This window comes from Pantoea sp. ACRSB, from assembly GCF_022346905.1.
Classification (GTDB): domain Bacteria; phylum Pseudomonadota; class Gammaproteobacteria; order Enterobacterales; family Enterobacteriaceae; genus Pantoea; species Pantoea piersonii.
Map to the genome: position 1 here is coordinate 1 of NZ_JAKRNL010000021.1, position 7,803 is coordinate 7,803.

The 7,803-nt window shown below is 47.0% G+C and carries 7 protein-coding genes and 1 pseudogene; 4 read left to right on the top strand and 4 right to left on the bottom strand.

Annotation, left to right across the window (positions count from 1 at the left end):
- Together MHZ89_RS22370 and MHZ89_RS22375 are read right to left on the bottom strand one after the other, a co-directional pair.
- Positions 1-66: IS1 family transposase (locus MHZ89_RS22370; RefSeq protein WP_096257578.1), on the bottom strand; the 66-nt coding region annotated here is incomplete at its 3' end.
- A 1,190-nt stretch (positions 67-1,256) separates the two neighbouring features.
- A pseudogene (locus tag MHZ89_RS22375) lies at positions 1,257-1,853 on the bottom strand (DUF2913 family protein).
- 135 nt (positions 1,854-1,988) lie between these two features.
- On the opposite strand from MHZ89_RS22375, the gene MHZ89_RS22380 reads away from it, so the two are divergent.
- Entirely contained in the window at positions 1,989-2,942 is a 954-nt protein-coding gene (locus tag MHZ89_RS22380) for an Rpn family recombination-promoting nuclease/putative transposase (protein ID WP_311784645.1), read from the top strand.
- Between the two features lie 381 nt (positions 2,943-3,323).
- Here MHZ89_RS22380 and MHZ89_RS22390 read toward each other — a convergent pair whose 3' ends face one another.
- A complete protein-coding gene (locus MHZ89_RS22390) occupies positions 3,324-5,369 on the bottom strand; it encodes an FUSC family protein (protein WP_084886512.1) in 2,046 nt (681 codons plus the stop codon).
- A gap of 104 nt (positions 5,370-5,473) precedes the next feature.
- Positions 5,474-5,812, bottom strand: a complete 339-nt coding sequence (locus MHZ89_RS22395; RefSeq protein WP_033755871.1) for a helix-turn-helix domain-containing protein — start codon at positions 5,810-5,812, stop codon at positions 5,474-5,476.
- Positions 5,813-6,085: 273 nt separating this feature from the next.
- Between MHZ89_RS22395 and MHZ89_RS22400 the strand changes: the two genes are divergently transcribed.
- From MHZ89_RS22400 to MHZ89_RS22410, 3 genes are all read left to right on the top strand, one after another.
- A protein-coding gene (locus MHZ89_RS22400; protein WP_311784646.1) for an IS3 family transposase occupies positions 6,086-7,233 on the top strand; the annotation gives its coding sequence in 2 pieces (ribosomal slippage) (positions 6,086-6,323 and positions 6,323-7,233; 1,149 coding nt in all).
- Positions 7,234-7,310: 77 nt separating this feature from the next.
- Positions 7,311-7,589 (top strand): putative quinol monooxygenase, encoded by a 279-nt coding sequence (locus MHZ89_RS22405; RefSeq protein WP_084886036.1) that lies wholly within the window; start codon positions 7,311-7,313, stop codon positions 7,587-7,589.
- Between the two features lie 125 nt (positions 7,590-7,714).
- Positions 7,715-7,803, top strand: an 89-nt coding sequence (locus MHZ89_RS22410) for a hypothetical protein (RefSeq protein ID WP_311784647.1), incomplete at its 3' end; no start/stop codon positions are given.

The window sequence follows — 7,803 nt, forward strand, 5'->3', positions numbered from 1 at the left end:
TTTACCGTTACGCACCACCCCGTCTGTAGCTGAACAGGAGGGACAGCTGATAGAAACAGAAGCCACTGGAGCACCTCAAAAACACCATCATACACTAAATCAGTAAGTTGGCAGCATCACCCTCTTAGGCTCATTAATGGGCCTTTGTATTATTAATTTATATTTCATTTTTGCTAAAAGTATTGTTGCAGCTTTTTATTTAACGTTTAATTATATATAAGTGATAACATTTTTCTAATTTGTTATTATATATATGGGTATATAAATTTTATAAGTTTTTATTAAAATTTGCATCCCAATCTCAGTAAGTGAATTTCGAGAGCTCTCTTAATTTCTTTTATTCTATAATCAAGATTTTTTTTGACTTTTAGTTCATTATTTATCCTATACTTGAGGAATCATAAGAGCTGCTCGTTTCCTATAATTGGAATCATTTGCCTAACCGCCGCATAGCTGAGCCTTATTACTACCGGTTCACTGAAGTAAACGTTAGCCTTATGTAATTTTGAGTTTAATAGCCCAGCCCTTGCAGTCCTGTGCCTTGCCGCTACTAGCGCCTTGGTTAAGTCGTTAAGTTCAAATAATCAGGGGCTTATCAGCCAGAAAAACCGCCTATCTGTACTCTGCCAGTATCAGGCTACTGAGCAATATCCTGACTTCATATAATTGGCGTTATACAAAGTCAGGATCCACAAAAGATCCTTGCAGGCAATTGACCTGCTCATCCTGCGTAAGGGTGTACATAAAACGGGCAGCGCTACGTGAATTCTGAGAAAAAAGCAGAGGGTTACCCCACCAGAATTCACGTAGCATCGTCTGTGCGTTTTGGGCTGAGACTTGCCCGGTTTTAGCGGATAAGTAGAGGCGACCGCTTCGAAAATTCTGGAAAGAAGCGATAGCGTTAAGCTTTGACAGTTTTTTATGACTACAGACGTTCTGTGACAATCTGTTACCAGCGACCAGATAAGTTGCGGAGCGGTGGCCGTGGCCGGGAGATTACAAACGGTATTTATGACTGGCAGCACCGACCTGCCTGCATGCCGAACAGCTATGCCTACAGGAGTCGTAGCGCGTCTGACCATCATATGCACACCGACCCTGGCCAGGAAGTTACGCCGTAACGTAAAACGGATACTTTAGGCTATGCCTGGTATCTTATCTCTTCTCTGAATACTATCCACTGTAATCAGTAAATGCCGTTTTGCTGAGCGAATTTATACATTATCCAGCACGTCCTTTTCTGTGCATGGATTGATTTATCCATTATTTTCAGCGGTTAGCGTAAAAAGGTTTTTGAAATCATCATTGCGCTCTGCAACAAGCTTCCATCCACAGCGGTCAAAGAGCTGCTCCAGGCCAGCCACGCTCCCTGTAAGGCGCGCCATCAGTGGTTTTACCTGACGGCCTTCAGCGTCAAACGCCGCGGCCAGGCTGGTTTGCGAGACACAGACGCCGTTCAGACCGGGATTCAGCCTTGTTGCATGTTGTCCTGACCACTCCCTGTCAGTGAGCAACCGGTAAACCCAGCCCATATCTTTTGCGGCTTCCATTGCAAAGGTGAGGCGACCGAGAGCATTCTGTTCAGTAAGCGTGCCGGAACAGGACTGCCACAGTTAGTCCAGCTTGCCGGCCAGCTGCGCTTTAACGCGGTACTGTCGACCCTGCTTCAGTAACCAGTCAATGTCTGGAGCGACATCACGAGAGAAGCGACGCTGCTTCTGAGCAGAAGCCAGCCAGCGCGTGAGAAAGAGATTTTCCTGAGCGGCAGAACATACGGTTCCGTCCTTTCGGGCCAGAGCCAGTGCGATAAGTGCGCACCAGGCCAGATGGCCAGACTTTTCTGTCAATGACACTGCAGATTTTCCCCGTAAAAGCACAGAGCGGTTATTTTAACGCAAACAGTTTCGAACATCTGATAAAAGTGGTTCCTCGCACAGCGCTTCTGCTGTCATGGTATTATATTCGTGTCATTTAATGAGTCAGCACGGATGAAGAAGAAAAACAGCACGCCCACGCCTCACGACGCGACTTTCAGGCAGTTTCTCACGCAGCCGGAGATTGCCCGGGACTTTATGGAGCTTCATCTCCCGGCAGAGCTGCGCGCGCTCTGCGACCTCAGCACCCTGAAGCTGGAATCTGGCTCTTTCGTAGAGGATGACCTGCGGCAGTACTTCAGCGACGTCCTTTACAGCCTGAAGACCACCGCCGGAGACGGCTACGTTCACGTGCTCATTGAGCACCAGTCTTCCCCGGACCGGCATATGGCTTTTCGCCTGCTGCGCTACGCCGTGGCCGCCATGCAGCGCCACCTCGAGGCCGGGCACAAGAAGCTGCCGCTGGTGATACCCGTGCTGTTCTATACCGGAAAACGCAGCCCGTATCCGTATTCCACCCGCTGGCTGGATGAGTTCGACGATCCGGCAGTCGCGGAGAAACTATACGGCGGCTCCTTTCCTCTGACAGACATCACCGTTATCCCGGATGATGACATCATGAATCATCGCAGCATGGCAGCGCTGACCTTACTGCAGAAGCACATACACCAGCGCGATGTGGCCACGCTGACCGACCGGCTGGCCACGCTGCTGATGGCGGACTATCTTTCTTCATCTCAGGTGGCGGTGCTGATACACTATTTATTGCAGGCGGGAGAGTCGGCCGACTCTGAAGCCTTCATTCGCGAACTGGCACAGCGTGTGCCGCAACACGGAGACGCACTCATGACCATCGCACAGCAGCTCGAGCAGAAGGGCATTGAGAAAGGACGCATGGAAGGACGCCAGGAGGGGATCCAGCTTGGCGAGCAGCGAGGTATTGAAAAGGGCGAGCGCGAAGCAACTTTGAAAATTGCGCGAACCATGCTGCAGAATGGCCTTGACCAGAATATCGTCATGCAGATGACCGGCCTGACGGAAGAAGAGCTGGCGCAGATTCACCACTGAGCAGTCATGCCATTTCTGAGCGATCTTTTAGGTATCAAGATACGCCTTCTGATGCTCCCGGTTCGTTTCTGGAAGAGATATCTTAGAAATCACCCTCGCTGTCTTTTTCTTTCCAGCCTGGCAGGAATGTGATCAACGGTGATAACGAATCCGGCAACAGCAGTATGTTGCTGGACCCGGTACTGAGCGACAGCCGACATCGGATTGAATCGCTGGGCATAAAGGCATTGCTCTCTCAGCAAGCATATCCAGGCCAAACCTCTGCATTCAGCTATCATATGTGAAGCTCGCTTAACGTAGTTTATGTTAAATAAAGTATCGATTAAGAACCCACTGCACTGTCACCTGTTAATCATTACGTTGCTTATCGCTGGCCTGAGATCATGCTGGCCAGCGAACCTTTGGATATAATAAGACGCGAATATTAAATAAACTAAGTAGCGGCGTAAAGACAGTATTGTCGGTGGCAGCAATTTTTTCAAGCTTGAACAAAATTGAATCAATTTCATCCAGCAAAGCCTGATGAGGACAGGTTTGTAACAATTTCATTTTACGCTTTAGAAAAATCGTCAGCTCGTGAAACATTTGTCCACAATCAATTTCGTTATGCCGAAGTTCGATATGATGACGCTCATATAAGTCAAAGCAGTTTGCGCCTATCCAGGTTTCAGAAATGAGGTCTCCCCCAGCGACTAATTTTATTTCAGGATCCTGTTGTTTACGAGGCAATATAAAATTTACTCTGTCTATCATGCGCGCAATAAACTGCTGGCGTGTCAGTAAAGATGAAGAGTTTCGTTCTACTGCTTTTACAAAAATCAGGAGATCTTTGATTCCTGCGACTACCGCACGCCGTGCAGTCCAGGAAGGACGTTTGTTGCGGATAAGTGCAGAAAGAACGACAGCTATCATGATACCTATCAGAGAAGCTATTGCTGCATTAATAGTTGAAATCATATCAGGCTGATAATAATGGCTCAGGCCAATAAATCCAGGCAGTTGTATGACGATACTAAGGCCAATTAGATTGGTTGATTGTCTTGCCAGCAAAAGCCCCAGTAAGAAAAGGCCAGGCCATAAACAGATAATTAGTGCTTCCAGTGTAACGGCATGAGGAATAAAGAGGGCAATGTAAAAAAGGCTGACTAATAAGGCCAGGATGATGCCTTTAATGAAAAGCTTCATCGGTGTCACAGGTGAATCAGTATTTGCAAAAAAAGAGCTGATAATAGCAGCCATCAATGGTGCATTAGCACCATCGTGCCAGCCACTCCCTATCCAGAATAAACAGGAAGTAAATGTAGCCACAAAAGCAGTCACTGCTGACAGCACCTGTAAGCCTCTGTCTCTGTGTCGTGTATGCCGAGAGCTTTTGTAAGCTGTCATCTCACCATGAATGCTTAAGTCCGCCACGCGGTCACTGACATTAAGATAGGCTTCGCCAATGCGTATAAAATTGGCAAGCCTCTCTAAAACACCGGTAAAAAGTAGTGTCTCTTCCGTGCCTGCTTTTCCTTCTCGCCAGTTTTGCTGTAACTTCGTCTGCGCTTCCTCAATATTTAGTTTTGCATTAATACCGTCGCGAGCCATATCAAAATTAAGCCATAGAAGAAAGCTTTCAATCGCATGCTTAACGCTGTCTGGAAATGGAACCTGTAGTTCTGAAAGAAGACTGAGGCGGGCCTCAAGAGCCGTTAAGGTAGGAAGTAAATATGTCAGGTGTTTATACTGGATGCTGACAAGCCTGATAACATTTCTGGCGGCTTCTCCATCATAGATACAGTGTGTAAGCATCCCTTCCACACTCAATGGATAATTTGCCATTCTGACCTTTATCTCATTTCGCTCAGGCATTTGCTTTGCATGTACATTCCTTAAAAGATCGCTACAGAGATTTTGGGAGGTTTTATACCAGGCAATAATGCTCTTGTTCATTAAATCATGCATAGGAACAGGCATAATTAGCCGATGCACAAGTGTGCTGCATATTATACCAAGGGTAATTTCTTCTATACGTGAAATAACGGTGCTGGTAATGGCGTATGGAGTGCTGACCTCTGGGAACCCTATAACCGCAGCGCTGTATCCTGCCAGCATGAAAATGTAACTTCTGGGGGTTCTGTCGCTGAGAGAAAGATACAAACAGACAGCAACCCATAAGGATACACACAGACTAAACAGGACGGGTGACTGGACGGTTTCAGGGTAAAGCAGCCAGATAAATATGCCGCCAAGTAGCGTTCCTGCCAGGCGAAAGACTGACTTTGAGACAGTGGATGCTGCGTATAGCTGTGAGCAGACGAAAACGGTCGTCAGTGCCCATGCAGGCCTCTCAAAGTTAAGCAATAAAGCAATAGTTAATGCTGTAAAAGCAGCAAGAGATGTCTTGACTGAGAATAAAACCGCGCCTCTGGTAAAAAGCTTCATTTGTTGGACAAGCATTCCAGTATGACAAAGGGATTGGATAACACAGACGTACGACAAAGCTGCGCCTGTCTGTGAGCATATTTTTCAGGACTGATTACAGTTTCTCAGGGTTTGCGATGCAGAGAGCGCCAGCGTGCGGGAGGGATGCCGTAGCAGGCAGAAAAGACACGAGTAAAAGACTGCTGGTTTTCAAATCCAAAGTTCAGGGCAACACTGAGAATGGACTCATCACCAGTGCGCAGAATATTTGCAGCTCGCTGTATTTTCCGTTTTCTGACAAATTCAGCGATTGACATGCCAGTTTCCTCTCTGAAAATACGCTGCAGGTGCCATTTTGAGTAACCAGAAATTTTGGCTATGTCATCAACACTAATGTGACGGGTGACATGGCCTTCGATCCACACGATAAGCTCTTTTACTACTTGTTGATGCAATATATTCATATCAAAATCTCAGGATGATGTGCATACGAATCCATCATGAGGAAATGCGAGCGATCGGGTGTCGGAACTATTTGTTACCGGTAACATCTGAGGGCGCAGTGTTCCTGCAATATGGTTAAGTTTATGAGATAGTAACTATCCACTACGTTATATGACTAAAAGAACTTTACTCCTCTGTAACATTTCAGAATGTATCAGATCTCTACAAAATGAATCGCCACGGGTTTAACAGACACCTCAGAGTCATTTAAGATGACTTAAAGAGAGGTGCCCATGAGCGGTAAGCGTTATCCCGAAGAGTTTAAAATTGAAGCGGTAAAACAGGTTGTTGATCGCGGCCATTCTGTTTCCAGCGTGGCAACACGTCTTCGTATCACCACCCACAGTCTTTATGCCTGGATAAAGGCATATGGCCCGGATTCCTCAACCAATAAAGTCCAGTCAGACGCTCAGGCTGAGATCCGACGCCTCCAGAAAGAGCTGAAGCGGGTTACCGACGAACGGGACATATTAAAAAAAGCCGCGGCGTACTTCGCAAAGCTGTCCGACTGAGGTACGCCTTTATCCGTGACAACACCCATTGCTGGCCTGTCCGACTGCTTTGTCGGGTGCTGGATGTGCATCCGAGTGGTTTTTACGCCTGGCTTCAGCAGCCGGATTCACGGCGGCATCATGCTGACCTGAGGCTGACGGGGCTGATAAAGCAGTTCTGGCTGGAGTCGGGTTGCGTTTATGGTTATCGCAAGATCCACCTCGTCCTGCGGGATACCGGACAACAGTGCGGAGTTAACCGTGTCTGGCGACTGATGAAGCGTGCCGGGATAAGGGCTCAGGTCGGGTACCGTAGCCCACGGGCACGTAAGGGTGAAACCAGCATCGTGACGCCCAACAGGCTCCAGCAACAGTTCAACCCGGAAGCACCGGATGAGCGTTGGGTAACGGACATCACCTACATCCGGACTCACGAAGGCTGGCTGTATCTGGCCGTGGTTGTTGACCTGTTCTCGCGCAAAGTTATTGGCTGGTCAATGCAGCCCCAGATGACAAAGGATATTGTCCTGAATGCACTTCTGATGGCCGTGTGGCGACGTAATCCTCAAAAGCAGGTGCTGGTTCATTCTGATCAGGGCAGTCAGTACACAAGCTATGAGTGGCAGTCGTTCCTGAAATCACACGTGCTGGAGGGCAGTATGAGCCGTCGCGGTAACTGTCATGACAACGCAGTCGCAGAAAGTTTTTTCCAGCTACTGAAACGTGAACGGATAAAGAAAAAGATCTACGGAACGCGAGAAGAAGCCTGCGGTGATATTTTTGATTACATAGAAATGTTTTATAACAGTAAGCGTCGGCATGGTTCGAGTGATCATATGCTACCAACTGAATACGAAAACCAATATTATCAGCGGCTCGGAAGTGTCTAGATTATCTGTGGCGATTCAATTTTTGGTTTCCTGCATGGTTTCTGCAGGTTAAAATTTACTTCATAACAGAGGTTATTATGAGTGTTTACATCATCGCGTCATTAACTGCTGACCCTAAAGCTATCAAAAGTATTGAACCAGTTTTGAAAGAACTGATAAATAAAAGTCGATTAGAAAATGGGTGTGTTCGTTATGATGCTTTTCTCGGTGAGAAAAGCGTAACTTTTGTTGAAGAGTGGACATCGGTTGATGCTCTGAACCAGCATGAGAAAACCATTCATTTCCAGGCGCTTGTCCTTGAAATTGAAAAAAATAACATGGGCATCGAGGTAAATTTCGTTCAGTCGTTGATGTAATTTACTGAAATGAAATGGCGTAAGCCAGTTCGTACTTAGTGAAGTCCATTTCAGATCGCTGATCTGTAATGAACTTCATCATCTACTCTGAATGGCTTTGTTGAATAAATCGAACTTTTGCTGAGCTGAAGGAGCAGATCACGCATCTTCCCGACAACGCAGACCGTTCCGTGGCAAAGCAAAAGTTCAAAATCACCGGCTGGCCCACCTACAA

Bases quoted from the DNA above. Each gene is read 5' to 3' on its own strand.
- MHZ89_RS22380 (WP_311784645.1), top strand. From the start codon at position 1,989: ATGAAGAAGAAAAACAGCACGCCCACGCCTCACGACGCGACTTTCAGG.
- MHZ89_RS22390 (WP_084886512.1), bottom strand. From the start codon at position 5,369: ATGAAGCTTTTTACCAGAGGCGCGGTTTTATTCTCAGTCAAGACATCT.
- MHZ89_RS22395 (WP_033755871.1), bottom strand. From the start codon at position 5,812: ATGAATATATTGCATCAACAAGTAGTAAAAGAGCTTATCGTGTGGATC.
- MHZ89_RS22405 (WP_084886036.1), top strand. From the start codon at position 7,311: ATGAGTGTTTACATCATCGCGTCATTAACTGCTGACCCTAAAGCTATC.